Genomic DNA, 22,423 nt, shown 5'->3' on the forward strand with positions numbered 1-22,423 from the left:
GTTACTGCAAGGCGGTTGGGCATCGCTGTCCGACCGCCTTCTTTGTCTTAGATCCAGCTGGACAGCCACATGTGCATGCGCCAGAAGTCATAGGGGATGGGCATGGCGGTCCACAGCGGGTAGAAGAAGACTGAGGTCAGGCCCAGCAGGGTCAGGCCCATGATCATGGTCTGCCGGTAGAGGACGATGTCCGAGTTCTGCCGCAGCCAGTTGACCACGTAGCAGATGGCCAGGATCATCCAGGGCAGGATGACGATGGAATAGAAAGTGAAGGTGGTCCGGTTCATGTATTGGATCCAGGGTAGCCAGCCGGCCAGCATGCCTGCCAGGACCCCCCAGATCCGCCAATCTCCGTGCTTGATCACGACGGCGATGACGATGGCTAGGATCATGCAGATGCTGCCCAGCCACCAGGTCAGAGGATTGCCCAAGGATGTGACTGCGGCTACACAGGGGGAGTCCTTGGCCAGTCCGCACAGGCCGGGGAAGCCCGTGAGCTTCTGCCAGTAGAAACTGGTGGGCCTGATCTGCAAGGGCCAAGTCAGGGGGTTGGCCATGTATGGGTGGCGGGTATGCAGGGTGGTGTGGAAGCGCCACATCTGCCGGTGGTATTCAGCCAGGGATCGCAGCCCTTCCGGCAGCCAGGTCAGGCCTTGGCCAGGGTGCTGGGCCGCCCAATTGTGCATGAAGGAATCGTCGTGCAGGAACCATCCCGTCCAGGAGGCCAAATAGGTGCCCGCCCAGATGGGGATCATAAGCAAGGCCGCCGGCAGTCCGTCCCTGAACACGGCGCTCTGCAGCCAGGATCCATACCCTGCTTGATGACGCTCCCAGCCATCCCAGAGCACCGAGATCAGGGCGAAGACGGCGAAGAAGTAGGCGCCCGACCACTTGGTCCCGGTGGCTAGGCCCAGCAGCAGGGCGGCTCCGGTCCGCCACCAGGACCAGGCGATGAAAGGGCCGGTGGTGGCCACGGGCAGCTCGACACGGCTTTTCTGCCCTTGCTGTCCCTGTGACTGAATGACCTTAACCCGGTAGTGCAGGCGGAAATCAGCCTGGTCCTTGGCCCAGGATTGTCGTAGCCTGGCCCTGGCCCAGTCCCGATGGCCCATCAGACACAGCCAGGCTCCCAGAACGAAGATCATGACGAAGTTGTCCAGCAGGCCGGTACGGCTCATGACGATGCCCAGACCGTCAATGGCCATGAGGAAGCCGGCCGTCAGGGCGATGGGCAGGTTGTGGAAGAGGCGCAAAGCTACACGGCAGAGCAGCAGGATGGCGACGGTGCCGGCCAGAGCGGTGGCCACTCGCCAGGCGAAGGGATTGCCTGCTCCGCCGAACAGTTTGAGACCCAGGGCGATGCACCACTTGCCTACTGGCGGGTGAACCACGTATTCGGCCTGGGGCAACCAGTCGCTTGTCTGCCCCTGGGCGAAGATCTGGTCGATGGGTAGGTTCAGCGGGCCGGCTTTTTTGGGCCAGTTGCGTGGCTCGCCGGTCATCAGCGTGGTCCAGGCGTCTTTGACGTAATATGTCTCGTCGAAGACGATGGCCCGGGGGCTGCCCAGCCGCACAAACCGCAAGAGCCCGCCTAAAAGAGCCATGAGTATGCAGGCCAACCAGCCGCTCTGCCGATGGGAGGGCCTGTGGATCCGGTTGACCCGACCCTTGGTGTGCTGACCCATGGGCGAGCTGAAGATAGACAGCATGACAGGGCGACCGGACCGGTGGGCGGCGTGCCTGCCGTGTCTGGAGGAGCGATGCTGCGAAGAAAGCCCTGCCAAAGATGTCATCACCCCTAGATTAGGCCATACTAAAGGCATGAGCAGCACGAATGGCCGGAGCGATGGACATATGCAGGGCAGAGAAAGTCATGAGAAGCCGATTCCACCTAGTGTTTCACGTGGAACGGTAGTGTTGGCGGCCACGCCTATTGGCAATGTCGCCGATGCCTCGAAACGTTTGGTGGAGCTCCTGCAGTCGGCGGACCTGGTTGCTGCGGAAGACACGCGGCGGCTCTACGACTTAGCCAACCGATTGGGCGTGCGTGTAGGCGGCAGGGTTATGGCCTATCACGATCATAATGAGCGACGGATGGCCGATCCCATTTTGGATCAGGTTCGTGACGGAGCCTGCGTGCTGGTGGTCTCGGATGCGGGTATGCCCACCATCAACGATCCGGGCATGGCCATCGTAAAGCGGGCCATCGAACGAGGCATACCGGTCACCTGCGCTCCCGGCCCCAGTGCTGTGCTGGACGCTCTGGCTCTCTCCGGTCTGCCGACTGACCGCTTCTGTTACGAAGGGTTTCTTCCCCGCCGACATCAGGAGCGGTTGCGGCATCTGCGCACTCTGCGCAGCGAGGAGCGGACCATGGTCTTCTACGAGACACCCCACCGCATTGATCAGGCTATGCAGGACCTTCAGGAGGTCTTCGGCTCCGACCGGCTCATGGCCCTCTGCAGGGAGCTGACCAAGGAGCATGAGCAGATCCGGCGGGGTACCGTCGGCGACATTGTGCGCTCCCTCCAGGAGGATCCCCCCAGGGGGGAGATGGTCCTGGTCGTGGCTGGTGCTTCTGCTTTGGAGGCCAGGCGCAACGACCCTGAGGCCATGGATGATCGGCAGTTGGCAGACCTGGCACGCGAACTGGCCAGATCCGAGGGCCTACGGCTCAAGGAGGCTATCGCCCGGGTGGCTGCCGAGCATCCCTTGGCCGATGGCAGCCTGCCTAATCGCAAGCGGATCTATGCCTTGGCCGTTGAAGAGGATAAGGAGGACTGATTCCCGTCCTCTTCATCCAGCAGCACTTCGAGCGCCCTGCGCACACCGGGCCCACCCAGCTGTGAGACGGTCTCCAGCAATGCCGGCGAAGCGGCGGGATTGGCCACCAGCCACCGGCGCAGCCGGGGCTCTTCTCGGGCGATGGTCCAGAGGATGCTCGGGTCGGTCTCGGGATCTGTGGCCATCAGTGCCGTTGGCACCAAGGGAGGCTCTGGCGGTGGGGCCCGCCCCTCGGCCATTGGTTCGAGGCTATTGGGTTCGTCTTGACTCCAATCGTCTTCCGTTGAGGGGTGCGACCGGCTGCTGATGGCAGTCATGAGCCGGGTCATGCGTTCAGTAGCGGAGGATTCACGACGGTGTCTGATCCGATCCTGGTGCCGATGATGGCCATGACTACGTCGGCCGTCCCTCATCGCCTTATTCATAGGATCGCCTTGAGCCGTCTTATGGTATCCAGTCCTTGAGCGTGGCCAGGCCATCGGGGGTTGGAGGACAGAAGCGCCTCGCAGGATCCGCAGCTGACATGATACCGCTCCATGAGCTCATGGAGAACCGCCATGATGTCCTCACCGTTGCATTGGCCCGTGGGCTCACAGGCCAAATCACAGGCCGTCCAGAGCGGCGAAGTCACCCAGAGCCGCCCAAGCTTCATCAGATAACGGGCATCCAGCTGTCGCTGATGGGGGCGAAGGGGCCTGCCGTAAACCGGCGTGCGGAAGTGGGAGTTGGAGATGATGTCCAGAGCATCGGGGAAATGGCCGTTGATCCATACCCAGAGCGCCAGTCCGCCGCATGCTGCTGCACCGTAAGGGACCATGGACATGACGATCGAGGCGCGACCGTAGAGTCCCTCCGCCTGTTCGTTCAGGTAGCAACAGGATCGGTCCAGGCAGGTCACGATTCCCTCGTTCACCAGCAGGCTGAGGCTGAGTGGACCTGGCAGATCTCCGATCTGAATCAGACTGGGCAGCGGTTTGGGCTCAGGAACCGGGGTTCCGAATTCGGTCGTAGGCGGACGGCCACGGGTGCGCGTTGGGCCTGTTCCGTATCGTGGCCCGAAACACTGCTGAGCGGTGTCGACGAGCGGTGCCCGGCCTGGCGGCTTGGTTGTAGCTCTAAGGGTGCGGCTGGCGCCAAGGGTAGTGGCAGGCGCCCACGTCGCTCCCCCGAGGACGTGTTCTCGATTCATGGTTCGACTGTAAAGTGCCGTATCCGGGCTTGCCTGAAGGAGGCCTAAATTTGTGAACTTGTGGATAATCTGCTTGACAGCCGGCAGTCTTGTGGATGAGGCGGGGGATTGTAGGCCTAAGCCGATAATCTTGCTGGTATGAGTCATATCCTTGTTTCCGTCGCCTGGCCCTATGCAAATGGGCCCCGTCACATCGGCCACGTCGCTGGGTTCGGCGTCCCTTCGGATGTCTATGCACGCTACGAACGCATGAAGGGCAATGATGTCCTTATGGTTTCGGGGACCGACGAGCACGGCACTCCCATCCTGGTGGAGGCTGATGCCGAAGGGGTAGGTCCCCAAGAGATTGCCGACCGCTACAACCGGGTCATCGTCAAGGACCTGTGCGATCTGGGACTCAGCTATGACCTCTTCACCAGGACCACGACCGGCAATCACGAGAAGGTGGTGCAGGAGCTTTTCCGCCAGTGCCGGGCCAATGGCTACATCTATGAGGGTCAACAGAAGGTGGCTATCTCGCCTTCCACCGGACGAACCCTGCCGGACCGCTATATTGAGGGGACCTGCCCCATCTGTGGTGCCGATGGCGCTCGCGGCGACCAGTGCGACAACTGCGGCAACGAGCTGGATCCGGACGAGCTGATCAACCCTGTGTCCAAGATCAATGGGGAGACGCCCCGTTTTGAGGAATCCAGGCACTTCTTCTTGGATCTTCCTGCCCTGGCCGAGGCTAACCTGGCCTGGTTGAAAACCCGCAAGGGTTGGCGCAGCAACGTGCTCAACTTCTCCCTGGGGCTCTTCAAGGAGGTCAAGCCGCGGGCCATCACCCGCGACATCGACTGGGGTATTCCCGTGCCGGTGGACGGGTGGGTCGACGACCCCAACAAGAAGCTCTACGTCTGGTTCGACGCCGTCATCGGCTACCTGTCGGCATCCATCGAATGGGCCCGCCGTCAGGGCGACCCTGAGGCATGGCGCAAGTGGTGGAATGATCCCAAGGCCTTGGGCTACTACTTCATGGGCAAGGACAACATCACCTTCCACTCGCAGATCTGGCCCTCGGAGATTCTGGCTTACAACGGCCAGGGATCCAAGGGAGGAGAGCCGGGGCCCTACGGCGAGCTCAACCTGCCTGAGCAGGTGGTGGCCAGCGAGTTCATGACCATGGAGGGCAAGAAGTTCAGCTCCTCCCGAGGCATCGTCATCTACGTCAAGGACATCCTGGCACGTTACCCAGTCGATGCAGTTCGCTACTACATTTCCATTGCCGGGCCGGAGACTTCGGACTCGGACTTCACCTGGGCGGAGTTCGTCCGGCACAACAACGAGGAGCTGGCCGCCTCCTGGGGCAACCTGGTCAATCGCGTTGCCAACCTGCTCAACAAGGATTTCGGTCAGATCCCTCACATTGAAGAAGGCTGGCTGACTGAAGAGGACCGGACTCTCCTGGAGGAATCCCGGTCGGCCTTCGACACTGTGGGATCCCTGATCGAGCGCCAGCGCCAGAAGGCCGCTCTGGGTGAGGCTATGGCCCTGGTCAGCGATATCAACAAGTACCTATCGGCACAGGAACCATGGAAAATCAAGGAGGACCAAGACCGCCTGGCCACCGTCCTCCACACCGCCGCCCAGGCTGTCTGCGACGCCAACACCCTTCTGGCCCCCTTCCTGCCGCACTCGGCCCAGAAGGTCTACGAAACCATGGGAGGTGAGGGGACCTTCTCCCCCCTGCCCCATCTGGAGGAGGTCCAGGACCTGGACAAGCCCGGCTTCTCTTACCCGATCATCACTGGCACCTACCAGCTGGGCGTCAATGTGCACCCTTGGAGGAGCGAGCCTGTAAAGGAGGGGGCCCTGATCGCCAGACCCGCCCCCATCTTTGCCAAAATCCCCAAGGAGGCCGTGCAGGAGGAACTGGATCGGTTCCAGGCCCAGTTGGACGAGCGCAAGGCTAAGGAGAAGGCACGCTTCGAGGCCGAGCAGACCAAATTGAAGACTGCGGAAAACGGATCTGAGGAAGGCTGACCCCCCCCCCCTCCACTGTGTCTTTCCGGATTCCTGGCCGCCTTTCCCGGGCCCTGACCGGACCTACGGCAGGAAGACCAGGTGCATACAGGGGCACAGGATTCACAGGGAACTTTGAGCTTATCCTACCCGGACTTGCAGAAAGCCATGGTTGTATAAATTGTGCCGGTTGAAGTGATGACCGGCGGGGCTCCTCCCTGGGCCTCATAACTGAATCCCTTCTTCTCTCTCAACCCGACGGTTCCTTGCCGTCGGGTTTCTCTTTATCCTGACCTTGCCATTGCGCTCATGGTTGCGAGGTTCCCGGCTGTTCCCGCCCTACCGTAATCCGGTGCGTTTCCAATGAACAGAACAGAGTAAGCGCTTGCAATGACCTATATTTGTACTTATACTGAGAGATGCGCATGGAAGCGTCCGGCCGGGGTCGCGAACCCGTACGGAAATAATGTGCAAAGACGCTGAAGGAACTGTCATACGGATGGTGGGTCCTGAATACAGGAACTGTCTGTATACGGTCACGAACACGACGTAGTGGGAGAAGTATGAGAAGAACAACGTTAATGAAGGGGCTGGCCCTGGTGGTTAGTTCAGCCACCTTATTCGGCATGGCCGGCTGCGGCTCAGGCAACGGCTCCGGCGATGGTTCGAAGAAGGCCGATTCGGCCAGTTGCACTGCCTACAAGAAGTATGGTGACCTGAGTGGCAAGAAGATCTCCACCTACACCCCCTGGATCGACCAGGAGGGGGATGCTACGGTCAAGGCTTTCAACGAATTCGCCAACTGTACCGGGGCTAAGGTGGAGCATGAAGGTTCGCGTGACATGGCCGCACAGCTCCCAGTCCGCGTCAAGGCCGGTTCCGCTCCGGATGTGGCCATCATGCCTCAGCTGGGAATGATCAAGAACATGGTGGCCACGGGCAAGGTCAAGGATGTCCCCGCCAAGGCTGCTGCGAATGTGAAGAAGTACTACTCCAAGGATTGGCAGGATTACTCCACCCTGGATGGCAAGCTGGTCTCCATCCCGGTGGATGCCAATGCCAAGTCCTTCATCTGGTACTCGCCCAAGGCCTTCAAGGAAAAGGGCTACAAGGTCCCGACCACCTGGGACGAGATGATGGACCTGACCAAGAAGATCGCCGATGACAACAAGGGGGATACATCGGTCAAGCCCTGGTCCGTGGGTCTGGAGGGCGGAGCCGACTCCGGTTGGCCCGGCACCGATTGGCTGGAGGATGCCGTTTTGCGGTTTACCGATGCCGACACCTACAACAAGTGGGTCGACCACACAATCCCCTTCAACGATCCCAAGATTCTGGCCGCTTTCAAGGAGATCGGCAAGATCCTGAAGGATCCGGCCTACGTCAACGGTGGTTTCGGCGACATCCAGTCCATAGCCTCTACCGCGTGGCAGGATGCCGGCACCCCCTTGGTGGATGGCAAGGGCTACCTCATGCACATGGCTCTCTTCTATCAAAGCAACTACCAGACAGCCAACCCCGATATCAAGATCGCCAAGGACGGGGATGTCTGGGCCTTCCCCATGCCCAGCAAGGATGCCCAGCATAAGAGCATGATTGGCGGGGGTGACTTCGCCATCGCCTTCTCCGACAAGCCCGAGGTGCAGAAGTTCGAAGAGTTCCTCTCATCGCCTGAGTACGCCAACGCACGCGCCAAGGCTATGACGGGCTGGATTACGGCCAACACCGGACTGGACGAGAAGAATCTCAAGCCCATCGACAAGCTGGCTTATGAGTCTCTGACTGCCGAGGGAACCACCTTCCGTTTCGACGCCTCAGACATGATGCCTGCCGAGGTGGGTACGGGCTCCTTCTGGAAGCAGATGATAGCCTACTTTGCCCAGAACAAGTCCGAGCAGCAGGTGCTCGACGCAGTCGAGGAATCCTGGCCCAGCGACGTCAAGTGAGTTCGTGTTCCCTCGGGACGCTTCAAGGCCCACAGCTCCATAAGTCATAGTCAGGCCCTGTGCCACCCCGACGCACGGTAAAGAGTGCACCCCCTCCGCCAGCCCCGGCTGCGGAGGGGGTGGCCTGAGAAAGGCTTCTTACAACCATGGATTTCATTCTGCATCCGGACAGCAACCTGTCCAAACTCCTGGCCATGCTTCTGGCCATCCTCATCTTCGTCGGCGTCATGGCGTTGATCCTCTTCCTGACCAACCTGCCCAAGCGGATGCCCTCCTGGGGAGTGGCGGTCATGTTCCTCCTGCCCTCGGTGGCCCTGGTATGTTTCGGCCTGCTCTACCCCACAATCGTCACTTTCCGTGACTCCTTCTACGGACGTGACGGCAACGAGGCGGTGGGGTTCGCCAATTACGTGAAGATATTCTCCGAGCCTCAGTTCGTCCAGGTCCTGATCAACACGATCCTGTGGACTGTTCTGGTTCCCTTGTGCTCTACGGCCATCGGCCTGCTCTACGCTGTCCTGGTGGACAGGACCCGGTTCGAGAAGCTGGCCAAGTCCCTGATCTTCCTGCCCATGGCCATATCCATGGTAGGGGCCTCCATCATCTGGAAGTTCGTCTATGACCAGCGCGTGGGACTCCTGTCCGCCGTCTATACCGGTCTGGCCCACCTCTTCGGCAACAAGACGGCCTCGGCCCCGCAGTGGCTGATGTCCTCACCGCTAAACACCTTCCTCCTCATATTCGTCATGATCTGGATTGAGGCCGGGTATGCCATGACCGTCCTGTCGGCGGCCATCAAGGCCATTCCTGACGACTTGACCGAGGCAGCCCGTCTGGACGGGGTCGATGCCCGTCAACAGTTCTTCTATGTGACCGTCCCCATGATCAGGCCCTCCATAGTGGTCGTTCTGACCACCGTGGCCATGGCCGGGCTCAAGGCCTTCGATGTGGTCAGGACCATGACGGCCGGCAACTACGGGACCTCGGTGATAGCCAACGAGTTCTACACACAGTCCTTCCAGTACCAGAACACAGGTCTGGGGGCCGCCCTGGCGGTGATCATGTTCATCGTCGTCATCCCCCTGATAGCGTTCAACGTCCACCAAATGAGAAAGTCGCAGGATGTGAGATGAGCAGGAAACTGACCCGCCATGAAAAGGCGCTGATCCGCACCAGGAACAAGCTGTCCTCTCCCTGGAGCTCGGCCATCTCCATTATCATCGCCGTCTTGTGGACCATCCCCACCGTCGGCCTCCTGGTGACCAGTTTCCGTGACAACAGGATGGCCATATCCACCTCCGGCTGGTGGACCAGCCTGAGCCCCTCCCATTGGAAGGATTTCGGCCTGGGCAACTACAAGTCGGTGCTGGGCGGTGGCTACAACCTGGGCGCCTACTTCGTCAACTCCTTCGTCATCACCATCCCCGGCGTACTCATCCCCATCACCCTGGCGCTCCTGGCGGCCTATGCCTTCGCATGGTGCGAGTTCCCCGGCAAGAACATCCTCTTCGTTGCTGTCTTCGCCCTCCAGGTGGTCCCCATCCAGGTGACCATGATTCCCCTGCTCTCCCAGTATGTGAAGTGGGGGCTCAACAACACCTTCTGGGTCCTGTGGCTGTCGCACACCATGTTCGGACTTCCGCTGGCCATCTTCCTCCTGCACAACTTCATGCTGGATATACCCAAGGAACTGATCGAGGCGGCCAAGGTCGACGGAGCCAGCCATGTGCAGATCTTCCTGAAGGTGGTCCTGCCCCTCATGGTCCCTGCCATAGCATCCTTCGCCATTTTCCAGTTCCTCTGGGTCTGGAATGACCTGCTGGTGGCGCTGGCCTTCGCTGGAAACACCCCGGCGACAGCCCCGCTGACATCCCGCCTGTCCGACATGGTCGGTTCCCGCGGGTCGGCCTGGTACCTTCTGGCACCCGGTGCCTTCATAGCCATGGTCGTCCCGGTGGCCGTCTTCCTATTCCTGCAACGCTATTTCGTCCGCGGTATGCTTGCTGGGGCGGTCAAGGGCTGAAAAAACCTGTTCGGAGTCCGGCAGATTCATCTGATCCGCAAGAACAAGTGAGTAGGATGCGCAACCATGAAAATTGTCCAGAGTCTGGCTGTTCTCTTCGATTTGGACGGGGTCCTGGTTCCCACGGTTCGCCTGCACAAGGCCGCCTGGAAAGAGCTGTTCGACCAGGTCCTGCCGGAGGACGTCAGCCCTTATGAGGACCAGGACTATTTTAATTATGTCGATGGCAAGCCCCGCTATGACGGGGTTTCCGCGGTCCTGGCCAGCAGGGGGGTGGACCTGCCGCAGGGGAATCCTGCGGACGGACCTACGGTCCGCAGCATCTGCGGGCTGGGCAACCGCAAGAACGCCATATTCGAGCGTCTTCTGAATGAGGAGGGGATTGAGCCCTACCCCGACACTGTGGATGTCCTGCGTCACCTGATGGGGACAGGCAAGCGCCTGGCGGTGGTATCCAGCTCCCGCAACGCCAATACCGTGCTCAGCGCGGCCGGCATCAGGAACTTCTTCGACGTCATAGTGGACGGGAATGTCAGGGCCAGGGAGGGGCTCAAGGGGAAGCCAGCCCCCGACACCTATGCCTTTGCCGCACACCTCTTGGGGGTTCGGCCGGAGGAGGCCGTGGTGGTCGAGGATGCCCTTTCCGGGGTGGCGGCCGGCCGGGCCGGGGGGTTCGGCATGGTTGTCGGTGTGGATCGGGGGGCCGGTCGGCAGGCCCTCTTGGACTCCGGTGCCGACCATGTGGTCGACCAGCTGATCGAGATGATTCAGGACGGATCCGCCCGCGCCGATCTGGCAAGGCCGGCCGACCTGGATCCGACCACCTACCCTGTGGATCCTTGGGCACTGATTGAGAACAAGGAGGGGGATTCAAACAGTGCGACCCTCTTTTCCGTGTCGAACGGGAACATCGGGGTTAGAGGGGCCGGGGACCCCAGTCGGGACCTGGGCAGCGGGACCTTCATGAGCGGCTTCCATGACACCTTCACCATCAAGCACCCTGAGACCGCTTACGGGTTCGCCCGTGTCGGCCAGGTGATCCAGGGGGTACCCGATGCCTCCGATTTCTCCCTGAGCCTGGATGGCTACCCACTGGGCAGTCCGGTCTCTGCCAGCCAAAAGGTCGATTTCAGACGGGGGATATCATCCTACGTCCGGCGTTACCGTACCGACGATGGGGCCGACCTGTCCGTGACGGTGGAGCGTATGGTCTGCCTCTTCGACCCCCATCTGGCCCTCTATACTCTGATTATCGAATCACCTGACAGGACAATGACGGTGGATGTGGATGCCAGGATCAACGGCAACGCACCCCGTCGACAGGCTTCTAACGATCCACGGAAGTCCAACCTGGTCGACGGCTGCGGCATACACGAGGTCCTGGAGGACGCAGACGGGGATCAGGAGGGCCCTGTCTGCCATGTCTACCGCTGCAACAACTCACAGATGACCGCAGTCCTGGCCGTCCGCCAGTATGCGGAAAGTACAGGCGGCGATCCAGGTGCGAGGCCCATGGTGACCTCCGCCCTCCCGGAGGATGTCTGGCACCTACGTGTGCCTGCAGGCGGAAGGGTCTCAGTCCGACGCTACGCCGCCTACCGGAGCCCATCCATCCTCCCGGTCGGGGTCGATTGCGGTTTGGTCGTGCGCACAAGGGAGGGGTCGGATGCCAGGAGCATGGTCCTGGCCTGCCTGGAGGATCTCGACAGCGCCTGCCATAGGGGGGCAGGCGGTCTTGAGGGGGCGCAGCGTTCCTGGCTGGAGGACTTCTGGCGAAGGGGGGACGTGCAGGTGGCTGCCGGGGACGGTGGCCGTATCCAGCAGGTGAGCCGGTGGGAGATCTTCCAGCTGGCCCAGGCCACGGCCCAGGTCAGGAACGGAGTGGGGGCCAAGGGATTGAGTGGTTCGGGATATGACGGTCACTACTTCTGGGACACAGAGATTTACATCCTTCCCTTTCTGACCTACACCGACCCCGCACGAGCCAGGGCCATCCTCCACTATCGGCATGAGATGCTCCCGGCTGCACGCAGGCGCGCTGCCATCATGAATCTGGACGGGGCCCTTTTCCCCTGGAGGACCATCAACGGCGAAGAGGGGTCGGCCTACTTCCCCACCGGCACCGCCCAATACCACATCGACGCCGACATAGCCTATGCCCTCATGCAGTATGTGCTAGTGAGCGGGGATGATGATTACCTGGGCCGGGAGGGGATTGACATACTGGTCGAGACCGCACGTATGTGGGCATCCCTGGGCAGCTACCAGTCGGACGGACGTTTTCATATACACAGTGTGACCGGGCCGGACGAGTACACGGCTTTGGTGGATGACAACCTCTATACCAACCAGATGGCCCGGTTCAACCTCATGGCCGTCATACAGGCCGTCCACCGGCTTGATGCGGCCGACGAGACCGGGGAGATCCTGGCCCAGGCCCGTCAACGCCTGGGATTCGGTGATGAGGACCTGAAGATCTGGAAGGGGATGGCCGAGGCTATGTTCATGCCTTACGCCAATCAGGAGGGGGTTCATGCCCAGGACGCCCAATTCATGAACAGGCCCAAGTGGGACTTCGAACACTGTCCGGCCCGCCCCCTGCTCCTCTACTACCACCCCCTGGCCATCTACGGCCACAAGGTCCTCAAGCAGACGGACGTGGTCCTGGCCCTCTTCCTGCTCAGCTCCTGGTTTACCCCCGAGCAGAAGTTGGCCGACTTCGATTATTACGACCCGCTGACCACTGGGGATTCCACCCTTTCGGCCGCCTCCCAGTCGATTCTCGCTGCCGAGGTGGGGCGTAAGGAGCTGGCCATGGACTACTTCAGGCGGTCCCTCTTCGCCGATGTGTTCAACCTTCATGACAATACCGAGGATGGCATCCACCTGGCGGCCGCCGGTGGTGTCTGGTCGACCTTGGTCTGCGGCTTCGGTGGAATGAGGGATACGGGGGGAACGGCCATAGGGATCGATCCCCGTCTGCCGGACGGGTGGACCTCTTTGGAATACACCCTTCTGATCAGGGGGACGTCGATCAGGGTGACGGTGACGCCGGAAGGTGTGGGGTTGCAGCGCATGTCAGGACCGGCTATGGTCCTCAACGTCAATGGTCATCCCCGTCAGGTGTGAACGAGGGCCTCTGAATACAGCTATCTAAGGAGGTTCACCGGTCAGCGGATCATACCGGCGGGCGGGGGGCCGACGGTGGCCCGCTCTATCAGTGTGGTGGGGAAGATGATCGTCTTCAGTGCCAGGTCGCCCTCGATGGCCTTCAGCGCGACCTCGGCCGCTGTCACCCCCTGCTTGCGTACCGGTTGGGCCACTGTAGTCAGTCCGAATGGTCGGCCCAGGTCGTGCCCGTCGATGCCGATGACCGAGACGTCTCGACCCACTGCCAGGCCGCGCTCGCGGATGGCTTGGATGGCCCCCATGGCCATTTCGTCCGAGGACGCCATGATGGCAGTGATATCGGGGCGCCGGTCCAGGAGGCGTTTGGTGGCCAGGTAGCCATTGGATGCCGTCATGATGGTCACTGCTTCGTCCAAGCTGTCGGAGCACTCGAGGTTGAAGCGCGTCAGGGTCTGCTTCCAGCCATCCCGTCTGCGCTGGGAGGGAGCGAATGGGCAGAGGTCATTGGTCTGACCTGACAGGTGGCCTATGGTCTTGTGCCCCAACGTAATCAAGTGACGGCAGGCCTGTGCCGCAGCCTGCCCGTCGTCGATTCCTACATGACTGTAGCCCTTCTGGCGAACGGAAACGAAGACGGCCGGCACACCCAGGGATCGAAGTTCGGCCTCCTCCTGCTTGTCGAAGAAGAGTGAGAGGACCAGGACCGCGTCCACCTTTCCCACCAGATCCCGTGCCTTGAACCGTTGACGTTTGGGGCCAAGGTAGTCGGGCAGGGAGTAGACAAGGGCGTCATAGCCTGCCTTGCGGAAGGTCTGTTCCGCGCATTCGAGGATGGTGCTGAAGAACCACCGCGACATGTCCGGCTGGATCAATCCGATGGAATGGGTCCGCCCGCTGGCCAGAGAGGAGGCGGTGGGGGAGGGGGTGTATCCCAGGGCCTTGGCGGCCTGGAGGACTAGTTCACGGGTTCGCCCGCCCACCCCGGGCAGCCCCCGTAGGGCCCGTGAGACCGTGGCCGTTGAGACGCCGGACAAGCGGGCCACGTCTTCGATTCTTACGGTCATACCGTCATTATGCCAGCGTGAAGTCACAAGGGAATCCGCGATCCTCGAGGCGGCTGGATGCCTTTGTTCTGCTGGTCAGGTGATTCTTGCTGATGCAGACACGCCCGGATTATCGGGGTTGCATCTGGTTCAGGCTCCAATAAAATAGGCAACGCTTGACGAATCCAGGGCGGACACGCGCGGCGTTGCATAGGCGAGGAACATAGCCGGGCGTCACCATCGGTCAGTCACTCTCCCGGACGGTCACGGCAATGAGAAGACCAGATCAGAGAAGTTCAACAGGGAACGTGAGGGTGTCCTCCAATGTACGTCGATTCTGCGAAGAATCAGCACAGCAGCAACCTTCGATGGATCCTCCCCTACTGCAGGCCGGACGCCGGTAGAATCGCCGCCGCCTTCCTGCTTTTTGCGGCGGATAAGGTCCTGGTCATGCTTATGCCCATTTTGGCGGGCATGATCGTGGACCAGGTCATTGGCCAGGGACATGAGGACCGGCTGCCCAAGCTTTGTTTCGCCATGATAGCCGTCACCCTTGGGCGCAGCATCTGCCGCTATGGCTACCAGATGTTCATGGAGCGATTCGGCCAGAACACCATCTATCGGCTGGTCAGCGACGAGTATGAGAAGCTCCACGACATGGACTTCACCTACTTCAACCACACCCGCAACGGCGACATCATGAGCCGGATGACCTCGGACACCGATGCCATCCGCCACTTCGTCTCTTGGGTCTCCTACAACATCCTGGAGGCTGTCTGTCTCTTCGTTGGGTCGCTGGCCGTCATGTTCACCATCGAATGGCGGCTGGCCCTAGCCCTGCTGGCGGTGACGCCATTCCTCTTCTACTTCACCTGGCAGCTCTCGAAGCACGCCCACCCGCTCTTCTACGCCATCCGCAACTCGCTGGCATCCCTCAATTCCATGGTCGAGGAGAACATCGAAGGCAACCGGGTGGTCAAGGCCTTCGTCCGCGAGCCCTATGAGACCGAGAAGTTCGATCGGCACAACGATGACTACATGGAACGCAACATGGACTCCGCCCGCAACAGCCGCACCTATATGCCATGGCTGGACGGCTGCTCCTACATGCTCCAGCTGATCACCCTGATCCTGGGCGGCTGGCTGGTCATCCGCCAGCAGATGACCCTGGGCGCCCTGGTCTCCTTCAACAGTTTTCTGTGGATGATTGACGGCCCTGTGCGCCAGTCCGGCTGGCTGATCAACGATGTGGAGCGATTCAACGCCTCCTGCGTCAAGATCCGTCGGCTGCTGACGGCCGAGCCCAGGATTGTCGAGCGCAAGAACGCCCAGGCCAGCGTGGTCCAGGCAGCCACGGTTCGCGCCAAGGTCAACGGCGAGCAGACCGAGGACCCGGTCAGAATCCGTGGGGACATCCGCTTCGACCACGTCAGTTTCGCCTTCCCTGACGATCCGGAGACCCCCATTCTCAAGGACATCGACTTCCACGTGGCGGCCGGCACCCGGCTGGGCATACTGGGGGAGACCGGCTCGGGCAAGTCCACCCTGGTCAGCCTGGTGGCCCGCTTCTACGACCCCACCGTGGGCCATGTGCTCATCGACGGGATCGACGCCAGGCAGTGGCCCCTGGATCTGCTGCGGCGGCAGGTCAACATCGTGGCACAGGACACCTTCCTCTTCTCGGACACCATCGGCGACAACATCGCCTTCGGAGCCCACCGCGACGACGAGCAGTACGTCAGGACCATGGCCTCCATGGCCGGCGCTGACTCCTTCATCAACCGGATGCCCGAGGGCTACGACACCGTGGTGGGCGAGCGCGGCGTGGGCCTGTCAGGCGGCCAGAAGCAGCGGCTCAGCCTGGCCCGGGCCCTGGCTGATGACCCGGCCATCCTGATCATGGACGACACCACATCGGCCGTCGACATGGAGACCGAGGCCACCATCCAGCGGCATCTGCAGGAGATGGAGGGCACCAGGACCATGGTTACCATCGCCCACAGGATCTCCTCCATCAAGGATTCCGACCTGATCCTGGTCCTGGACCACGGCAGGATCGTAGAACGCGGGTCCCATGAGGATCTGGTCCACGCCCACGGCCGCTATTACCGGATATACCGCAAGCAGTTGGGGCTGCAATCCGGGCAGTCGGTGGGATTCTGACACATCAGCAGGCATGGCAAGGTGAGACGATGAAGCAGAAAGAGCAACGTTCGGCGGGCACCGCGCGCAGGAACACCTTCCGCGAGGACGAGGACCTGGAGGAGCAGATTGACTTTGGGGACATCAAGCGTATAGGGGCCTATCTGAAGCCCTACCTGCGCCAGGGGGTGATCATCCTGGCGGCGGTCCTGTCCATGAGCGCCATCGCAGTAGCCATCCCCTACATGACCAAGACCATGATCGACACGGTCATCCCCTCCAAGGACCCGGTCCGGCTCTTCGCCCTGGGCGCGGTCTTCCTGCTGGCCATCGTGGTCTACGAGCTTCTTCTGCGCTACCGGACCGTGGCCATCACCCAGGTGGGCCAGCTCATGCTCAAGGACATGCGCCGGGACCTCTTCACCCACATACAGACCCTGCCCTTCTCCTACTTCGATTCCAGGCCCCACGGCAAGATCCTGATCAGGGTGGTCAACTACGTCAACACCCTCTCGGACACCCTGAGCTCGGGTCTGATCAACGTGATCGCAGACATCTTCACCTTCCTGCTGACCCTGGTGGTCATGTTCGTCATCGACTGGAGGCTGACCCTCTGGTCCCTGGTCCTCATGCCCCTGTTGGTGCTCTATGTGCTGGTTCTCCAGCGCTTCCAGCGGCGGGCCTACCAGCGTCTGTCCAACAAGCAGAGCAATCTGAACGCCTACATCCATGAGTCCATCGCAGGTGTCAAGACTACGCAGACCTTCGTCAGGGAGCGCGAGCAGTTCCACACTTTCCAGGAGCAGCAGGGGCAGGTTCGCAGCTCCTGGATGCGGGCCGTGCACATCCAGTACCTGATGTGGCCAGGAGTGCAGAACATCTCCACCATCACCATCGCACTGATCTACTATCTGGGGATCACCGGCCTGGGCGGCGTGCAGGTGACCACGGGTATGCTGATCGCCTTCGTCGGCTATGCCAACAACTTCTGGAACCCCATCATCAACATCGGCAACTTCTACAACCAGCTGATCACCTGCTCGGCCTACCTGGAGCGCATCTTCGAGACCCTGGACGTCCACCCGGAGATCGAGGACCGCCCGGGGGCCATAGAGCTGCCGCCGGTCAAGGGCAGGGTGGACTTCAACGACGTGGTATTCAAATACGAGCCCGGAGGCCGCAACATTCTCAACCTGGTGGACTTCCATGTGCCGGCAGGCAGCACGGTCGCCCTGGTTGGACCCACGGGTGCCGGCAAGACCACCATCGTCAACCTTCTCTCGCGCTTCTACGACGTGACCGAGGGGAGCGTCTGCGTGGACGGGCATGACGTGCGCGATGTGACCCTGGCCTCCCTGCGCCGACAGATGGGGGTCATGCTTCAGGACACCTTCATCTTCACCGGCAATGTGCGCGAGAACATCCGCTACGGCCGTCTGGATGCCACTGACCAGCAGATCGAGGAGGCCGCCAAGGCCGTCCATGCCCACGAGTTCATCATGGAGCTGCCCGACGGCTACGATACCAAGGTCGAGGAGCGCGGATCCACCCTCTCCGCAGGTCAGCGGCAGCTGATCGCCTTTGCCAGGGTTCTGCTGGCCGACCCCCGCATCCTGATCCTGGACGAGGCGACCAGCAGCATCGATACCCGCACTGAGGAGGCCCTCCAGGCCGGACTGGCCCACCTGCTCAAGGGGCGGACCTCCTTCGTCATCGCCCACCGGCTGTCCACCATCGAAAATGCGGACCAGATCTTCTACATCGATCACGGGCAGATCGTGGAGCATGGCACCCACCAGGAGCTTCTGGCCAAGAGAGGTGCCTACTACCGGCTGCACGAGTCCCAGTACGCCATGATCCGCACGGCCAACGGCGACCAGGCGCAATCGACACAGCCGGACGATGATGCTAGACAGGGCAACCAGGTTCGGCAGGATTCGGTCGTCTCTGCGCAATAGCAGGCCGGCCTATGCGTTGCAATGGTTCCCGATTAGCAGGATTACATCGTTGTAAAATGAGCAACGACAAGTCAAAAGCCGACAGGTTCGGCAGCCAGGGCAAAGGAGCAGATGTTGAGCAATACGGTTCACAAGGACGCCGAAGGAGCCGACCCCTACGGGTATCTGATGGTGCACTTCATTGAAGACCCCCAGGGGTATGCCGAGCGCCTCTACTTTGACCTGTCCCGGGGCGACGACCCTCTGAGCTGGGATCCGCTGTACGGGGGCAGGCCGCTGCTGACCTCGCACCTGGGCACCACCGGCCTGCGGGACCCCTACATGGTGCGTGACCCGCGCAATGGCCGGGTCTATGCCATGGCCACCGACCTGCGGGTGTTCGGCGGCGATCAGTCACAGGGCAGCGGCTGGGAGCACTGGTCCCACCACGGCAGCACCAAGCTGATGATCTGGTCCACTGACGACCTAATTCATTGGTCTGGCCCCCGGCCGCTGGATGTGTCCTTGCAGCAGGACGGCAGCAGGGTCCCCTTGGGCATGGCCTGGGCTCCGGAGTGCCTATGGGTGCCCGACTACGAGGGGCCGGAGCAGGGTGCCTTCGTCCTCTACTGGTCATCCAAGCTCTTTGACCAGGATGATTCCGACCATGCCGACCCGTCGGTATATGACCGGGTGCTCTGGGGGTCAACCACCGACTTTACCCAGGAGCACTTCCGTTACGGGGGAGTCCTTATCGATACCGGTCGCAATGCCATCGACACCACCATGGTCCAGCGTCCCCTGCCTGGCGGCGGCCTGCGCACCTACCGGGCCACCAAGGACAACGGCTTTGGTCGGGGCATCTGGCTGGACAGCACCGACGATCCTCGATGGTGGCTGCCACAGGCCCGGTGGACCACCATCCAGGAGCGCATTGGCGCCGGCTGGTGCGCTGATGGCAACCCCTCGGGCGTGGAGGGTCCGGCCCTCTACGCCGACCACGCCCGGAACCGTTGGTATCTGTTGGTGGATGTGATCCCTTCGGTGGGCTACAGGCCCATGGTCAGTGATGATCCGGATGCGGGATTCGACTACGCCCGGGAGCAGGACTTCCACCTGCGCCCCCATACCAAGCACGGCGGGGTCCTGTCCCTGACCCGGCAGGAATACGAACGTCTGCGCCCTTTGGCGCAACAGAACTGAAACAAAAGGACCGAGAAAGGAGCAAGACATGGACAAGGCCTGGAGACCGCCTATGGGGTGGAACAGCTGGGACAGCTACGGGACCACCGTCACCGAGCAGGAGGTTCTGGACAACGCGCAGATTATGCGCGACAGGCTGCTCCCAGTGGGCTGGGACACGGTCGTCATAGACATCGCCTGGTACGACCCGACCGCCAGGGCCCATGGCTACAACGCCAAGGCGCCACTGGTCCTGGATGACTATGGTCGGCAGCTGCCCGACCCGGTCCGGTTTCCGTCGGCGGCCGACGGCCAGGGGTTCGCTCCGCTGGCCGCTCGGATCCACGATCTGGGATTGCGCTTCGGCATCCACGTCATGCGGGGCATCCCTCGGCTGGCGGTTGAGCGGAACCTGCCCGTCCTCGGCACCTCCTACACCGCCGCCCAGGTGGCTGATACCGCCCATGTCTGTGTGTGGAATCCCGACAATTACGGTCTGGACCAGTCCCATCCGGGAGCCCAGGCCTGGTATGACGCCCAGGTTGACCAGTTCGCCCGTTGGGGGGTGGATTACCTGAAGGTGGACGATATGCAGGTCCCCTTCATGGATCGTGAGATTGACGCCTACGCCCGGGCCATCCGCAAGGCCGAGCAGGCCCATGGCCATCCCATGACCCTCTCCCTGTCCCCGGGCACCCGGGTGCCCACCACCCATCTCGGCTTCCTGCGGGATCACGCCCAGCTCTGGCGGATTTCGGACGACCTCTGGGATCGTTGGCAGGACCTATACGCCCAGTTCGCCCGTCTGGCCCGTTGGGCACCTTTGCAGAGCACGGGCCACTGGGCCGATGCGGACATGCTGCCCCTTGGGCATATCGGGCTGCGGGCCGAGCGGGGCGGGGACCGGTCAAGCCTCCTGACAGCCGACGAGCAGCGCACCATGTTGAGTCTTTGGGCCATGGGGCGCTCGCCGCTGATGGTGGGCGGCGACCTTCCCAGCAGCGATGAGGCCACCTTGTCGCTTCTGGATAACCCGGCCCTGGAGGAGGTCACCGCCGGATCGGCCGACAATGGCGAGATCATCCGGGAGCCGGTCGAGGGCGGGGATGACCAAGGCAAGGAGATCTCAGGCGAGGAAATCGTCTGGAGGGCCCTGGCCAGCGACTGGGCCGACGGAACCCCCTCGGCCCATGCCAGCGGGGTCTATGCGGCTGTCTTCTGGACCGGGGATCGCCCGCGGCAGGTCAGGACGGCCCTGTCCTCACTGGTGGGCCTGGATAGGGCGGACGGGGCCTGGACCCCGGTCGACCTGTGGCGGGGCCGGACCTCGGAGCCCGCCCAGATCAGCCTGGAAGGACAGGGTGTCGACCGTGAGCTGGTGACTCTTGTGCCTGCACACGGTGTGGTCTGGGTGGCTCTGGATCCCCACTGAGGCTGATCAGCGCTTGGAGCCCCAGATGCAGAGGTTGTTGCCCAGGGCGCTGAAGGTCATGACCATGCGGTGATCCTTGTCCCTGGGCAGTCGAGCGAAGACTCCCTGGTAGGTTACGGTCCCGTCTTCCTCCTTGAGGTCCATGGACAGCCGTCCCTGGTCGTCGACCTGCCAGTGGCCCTGGCGCGCTCCGGTCACCTGGCCGCCGGGCTCCAGGCGAATGTCCACGGCCTTGACCACGCCCCGGTATCGGGTGCTGTGAGTGTCAGTCACCTTGCGCGGTCCCTTGAAGAAGATGGTCGGATCATGCTCCACCAGCTCATAGGTGCCGGCCTCGTCCTTGGCGCTGTACGGGCCTCCGGCCTTGGTGCCCAGATACTCATAGGGGGCGGCTACCAGCCACCCGTCTGCTGTGGGCATCAACTGCCTGACCCGGATCTGATGCTCCTCCTTGCGGTCGGAGAATCTGGTGTGGTAGACCACGTAGTCCCGTCCGTCCTTGTCGTGCAGAGCCGTGTTCCCGCCCTGCGAGACCTCGATGTCGCCCTTCTCGTCCCCGCTCCACTGGTAGGAGCCCATCAGGCGGATGCCTGTCTTGCTGGTCCAGTTGTCGGCCTCGCCGCTGGTGGCAATGGCCGGGTTGCCCTGCTGGTCCAGGTAGGGGCCGGTGATGGAGTCCGAGCGGAACATCCGCATTTGGTAGCCTCCGGTCTGCACCAGCTTGCCGTAGGAGAGGAAGAGGTACCAGTGGCCGTTGGTGTGCAGCAGTGCCGATCCTTCGCCTGAGTTGCCGAAGCCTCCGGCGAGTTTGTGCCCGTAGTAGGCGTCGGACTGGTTGGCCTGGGTGGGATAGGTGGTGGAGTAGTCGCGCAGGCCGGTCTTGGGGTCCAGGCGGATCATCCAGATGCCGCCGAACCAGGAGCCGAAGCTCATCCACAGGCCCCCCTGCCCGTCATCCTTGACACAGGCGTCAATCGCATTGATACCCGTATCCGTGTAGGACTGATAGCGGTCCAGCTTCGGGTCCGAGCCCAGTACCTTGGGAACATCGGTGCTCATGTAATTGGCCCGGGTGAAGCCGGAGTAGACCACCGGTCCCACATAAGTCCAGTCGCCGTCCACCCGGTCGGCAGTCAGCAGGACGATGACCGAACGATGTTCGGCCCCGTTCAGGCTCAGGTACATGCACCACTTCTTCATTGTGGCGTTGTAGTAGACGTCAGGCGCCCACATGTTGCCGGTCACGTCCGGATTGGAGGACTGCTTGGGCCAGTCCTTCCAAATCTTGGCAAAGATCTTCTTGTAATCGTGGCTCAGGTTGTTGGTGAAGGGGGTCCAGTTGACCAGATCCGTGCTGCGGGCATAGGCCCGGTGCGAGCCGAAGACGTAGTAGCTCTTGCCGGAGCGAACCACGGAGGGGTCGTGGACCGAGACACGCTTGGGTTCCTGGCTGGTGGCGGTTTTTGTGCCGCTGGCTGACGGCTGCTGGTTCGAGCAGGCGCCCAGTGCCCCTGTCAGCAGCACCGCCAGACCCGCCGTCAGGGCAGTCAGGGCCTTCATGGCCCGTCCGGTGCGTTTGGGTCTTCTCATGGTTCCTCGCTTTCCGTGAAGA

15 protein-coding genes are annotated in these 22,423 nt (G+C 61.8%); 10 read left to right on the plus strand and 5 right to left on the minus strand.

The genetic code is table 11. The annotated features are described in order from the left end of the window. Positions 1–47: 47 nt before the first annotated feature. Positions 48–1,604, minus strand: a complete 1,557-nt coding sequence (locus tag CI603_RS03280; protein ID WP_121913077.1) for a dolichyl-phosphate-mannose--protein mannosyltransferase — start codon at positions 1,602–1,604, stop codon at positions 48–50. A 250-nt stretch (positions 1,605–1,854) separates the two neighbouring features. Between CI603_RS03280 and rsmI the strand changes: the two genes are divergently transcribed. Further along, on the plus strand, positions 1,855–2,784 hold the full coding sequence (gene rsmI / locus CI603_RS03285) for a 16S rRNA (cytidine(1402)-2'-O)-methyltransferase (RefSeq protein ID WP_232339541.1): 930 nt from the start codon (positions 1,855–1,857) through the stop codon (positions 2,782–2,784). Here rsmI and CI603_RS09150 read toward each other — a convergent pair. Both CI603_RS09150 and CI603_RS03295 read right to left on the minus strand, forming a co-directional pair. After that, positions 2,748–3,209 (minus strand): hypothetical protein, encoded by a 462-nt coding sequence (locus CI603_RS09150; RefSeq protein ID WP_232342074.1) that lies wholly within the window; start codon positions 3,207–3,209, stop codon positions 2,748–2,750. The two genes, rsmI and CI603_RS09150, sit on opposite strands and share 37 nt — an antisense overlap. Continuing rightward, entirely contained in the window at positions 3,206–3,697 is a 492-nt protein-coding gene (locus CI603_RS03295; RefSeq protein ID WP_141650028.1) for a hypothetical protein, read from the minus strand. The genes CI603_RS09150 and CI603_RS03295 overlap by 4 nt, the downstream gene beginning before the upstream one ends. Positions 3,698–4,111: 414 nt before the next feature. Between CI603_RS03295 and metG the strand changes: the two genes are divergently transcribed. The 5 genes from metG to CI603_RS03320 all read left to right on the plus strand — a co-directional run bounded on the left by metG (position 4,112) and on the right by CI603_RS03320 (position 13,075). Then, positions 4,112–5,998 (plus strand): methionine--tRNA ligase, encoded by a 1,887-nt coding sequence (gene metG / locus CI603_RS03300; RefSeq protein WP_121913034.1) that lies wholly within the window; start codon positions 4,112–4,114, stop codon positions 5,996–5,998. Positions 5,999–6,540: 542 nt separating this feature from the next. After that, a complete protein-coding gene (locus tag CI603_RS03305) occupies positions 6,541–7,923 on the plus strand; it encodes an ABC transporter substrate-binding protein (protein ID WP_046322291.1) in 1,383 nt (460 codons plus the stop codon). Positions 7,924–8,069: 146 nt separating this feature from the next. Next, the gene (locus CI603_RS03310; protein WP_046322292.1) at positions 8,070–9,056 is read left to right on the plus strand and encodes a carbohydrate ABC transporter permease; all 987 of its coding nucleotides are present in this window, start codon (positions 8,070–8,072) and stop codon (positions 9,054–9,056) included. Further along, positions 9,053–9,946: a carbohydrate ABC transporter permease gene (locus CI603_RS03315; RefSeq protein WP_046322293.1), complete on the plus strand. Its 894-nt coding sequence runs from the start codon at positions 9,053–9,055 to the stop codon at positions 9,944–9,946. The genes CI603_RS03310 and CI603_RS03315 overlap by 4 nt, the downstream gene beginning before the upstream one ends. Positions 9,947–10,012: 66 nt before the next feature. Beyond that, complete coding sequence (locus tag CI603_RS03320) at positions 10,013–13,075, plus strand: HAD-IA family hydrolase (RefSeq protein WP_121913035.1); 3,063 nt, start codon at positions 10,013–10,015, stop codon at positions 13,073–13,075. A 41-nt stretch (positions 13,076–13,116) separates the two neighbouring features. On the opposite strand, the gene CI603_RS03325 is transcribed toward CI603_RS03320, so the two are convergent. Continuing rightward, on the minus strand, positions 13,117–14,139 hold the full coding sequence (locus tag CI603_RS03325) for a LacI family DNA-binding transcriptional regulator (RefSeq protein ID WP_121913036.1): 1,023 nt from the start codon (positions 14,137–14,139) through the stop codon (positions 13,117–13,119). 303 nt (positions 14,140–14,442) lie between these two features. Here CI603_RS03325 and CI603_RS03330 point away from each other — a divergent pair, with 303 nt between their 5' ends. From CI603_RS03330 to CI603_RS03345, 4 genes are all read left to right on the plus strand, one after another. Beyond that, complete coding sequence (locus tag CI603_RS03330; protein WP_121913037.1) at positions 14,443–16,281, plus strand: ABC transporter ATP-binding protein; 1,839 nt, start codon at positions 14,443–14,445, stop codon at positions 16,279–16,281. A gap of 29 nt (positions 16,282–16,310) precedes the next feature. Further along, complete coding sequence (locus CI603_RS03335; protein WP_121913038.1) at positions 16,311–18,218, plus strand: ABC transporter ATP-binding protein; 1,908 nt, start codon at positions 16,311–16,313, stop codon at positions 18,216–18,218. 111 nt (positions 18,219–18,329) lie between these two features. Further along, entirely contained in the window at positions 18,330–19,400 is a 1,071-nt protein-coding gene (locus CI603_RS03340; RefSeq protein ID WP_121913039.1) for a glycoside hydrolase family 43 protein, read from the plus strand. A 52-nt stretch (positions 19,401–19,452) separates the two neighbouring features. Next, positions 19,453–20,811 (plus strand): glycoside hydrolase family 27 protein, encoded by a 1,359-nt coding sequence (locus CI603_RS03345; protein ID WP_183122231.1) that lies wholly within the window; start codon positions 19,453–19,455, stop codon positions 20,809–20,811. Positions 20,812–20,817: 6 nt separating this feature from the next. On the opposite strand, the gene CI603_RS03350 is transcribed toward CI603_RS03345, so the two are convergent. After that, positions 20,818–22,401 (minus strand): glycoside hydrolase family 43 protein, encoded by a 1,584-nt coding sequence (locus CI603_RS03350; RefSeq protein ID WP_121913041.1) that lies wholly within the window; start codon positions 22,399–22,401, stop codon positions 20,818–20,820. Positions 22,402–22,423: the final 22 nt, after the last annotated feature.

It is taken from the genome of Bifidobacterium sp. wkB338 (genome assembly GCF_003688325.1).
GTDB classification, from domain to species: Bacteria; Actinomycetota; Actinomycetes; order Actinomycetales; family Bifidobacteriaceae; genus Bombiscardovia; species Bombiscardovia polysaccharolytica.